This window comes from Salimicrobium humidisoli, from assembly GCF_002295105.1.
GTDB classification, from domain to species: domain Bacteria; phylum Bacillota; class Bacilli; order Bacillales; family Halobacillaceae; genus Salimicrobium; species Salimicrobium humidisoli.
In genome coordinates this window covers 1-1844 of record NZ_NSGH01000043.1, presented here as the reverse complement: position 1 = coordinate 1844, position 1844 = coordinate 1, and the positions used below count along the sequence as shown (strand labels likewise).

1 protein-coding gene is annotated in these 1844 nt (G+C 46.1%); it reads right to left on the bottom strand.

Annotation, left to right across the window (positions count from 1 at the left end; genetic code table 11):
- Window positions 1-1677, bottom strand: a 1677-nt coding sequence (locus CKW00_RS13370) for an IS1182 family transposase (RefSeq protein WP_095822976.1), incomplete at its 3' end; no start/stop codon positions are given.
- Window positions 1678-1844: the final 167 nt, after the last annotated feature.

Below are 1844 nucleotides of genomic sequence, written 5' to 3'. Positions count from 1 at the left end.
GTCTGGGACATAACTAACTCGGACTCGTAGTAAAAAAACTCCGATCATCGTAAAAAGATGATCGGAGCTTTTTCGATATCGGTCTTTCCAGTCTCCAGAGGCAGAATTTGCGATGGTGGCGTTGTATTTCCGGAGGTTCACCGCCATCAGCGCAAATCCTAATTCATTTTCCACGTTTTCCGTGCCGCGCACGGAGAAACGTCGGAAACACAAACAAGCTTTCAGGAATCCAAAAACTGGTTCTACATCCACTTTACGTTGTTTGTAGATGTCCTTCGTTTCTGGTTCCGAAAGCTTTTCTCTCATATAGGACTTGTGATCTTCCCACGTCTCGTTATAATAAATCTTTCGATTATTCCCCTCTTTCGCTTTCGTACAGGAAGCTCGCAACGGGCAGCCGGTACAGTCGTCACACTCGTAGACCTTGAAGAAGCGCGTATAGCCATGCCGATCTGTCCGCCGGGAATCGTACTGGTATCTCAATGCCTGACCAGCCGGACACGTAAAGGTATCCGTTTCTTTATCATACGGCCAGTTCGCCACGTTGAAGGGATCTTCTTTGTATTTCTTCTTCTTCTCTTTCCGGTAGTTATTGTAAGTGATGAGTGGCGTTCGTTCCCGTTGGAAACGTACGTCTTCGTAGTTCGGTTCACTTCCATATCCGGCATCTCCGACGATGTAGGCAGGAAGATCAAAAAAATGATTTTCAATATGATCGAGAAACGGAATGAGCGTACGGGTATCCGTCGGATTCGGGAATACTTGATAAGCGAGCGAGTACTGTCCTTCGGTAGCGAGTTGCAGGTTATATCCAGGTTTGAGCTGTCCGTTACGCATATAGTCATCCTTCATACGCATGAATGTCGCATCATGATCCGTCTTCGAATAACTATTACGTCCCCTGAAGATCTCCATATCTTTCTGATACTTCTCTTTACGGGTGATCATGTCCTGGAACTGCTTCCGGTACTGCTTCGGTTCTTTCCGTTCGGAACGAAGCCTCTTCCGTTCCTGTGTATCCGTACTTTCTTCAATCTTCTGGTCATAAGAAGCTACCGTTTCATCCACCTGTTCCGTGATGGTTTGAAGTTCCTCGGTCGTGAGTTCATCAGCACTCTCGCGTTCAATGCCCGGAATGATCTCTTTGTCGAGGAGTTCCTCATAGAAACGGTTGGACTTCTCGATAAGCTGATCACTGTATCGTTCACTCATTCGTCGCCAGACGAAGGTGAATTTATTGGCGTTCGCTTCCAGTTTTGTGCCGTCGATAAACACAGCTTCATCATCAATGACGTCTTCCTGGACAAGCTGACAGCGAAACTGTACGAAGCACTGGCGAAGAAGTTCTTTTGTAAGAGGATTCACTCGGAATCGATTGATGGTGCGATAGCTCGGTTCGTAGCCTTGAGCGAGCCACATCATGCGGACGCTGTCTTTGAGGAGCGCTTCGATTTTCCGACCGGAAAAAACGGACTGGGTGTAAGCGCAGAGGATGATTTTCATCATCATTTTGGGGTGATAAGAGGGGCAACCGGTGTCACGAGCGAAGCCGTCAAAGGCTTCCTCAGGAATCTGTTCGACCATCTCGTGTACCGTGTAGGCAATATCATTTTCCTGCAATTTCATTTCAAAATCTAAAGGCAAAACCACTTGATTCATGTTATAATAAGTAAACATAAGGGATCCCTCCTTGGTTATTGTGTGGTGCTTTAATTATAGCAGAGGGATCTCTTTTTGTGTATAAACGTACAGAAACATCCATAGAGAAAGGGCGTCCCTTGCAATGAAAGTCATTGGAAGGGACGCCCTTTTTTACTAATATTTACTGGTTTTGTCCCAGACTC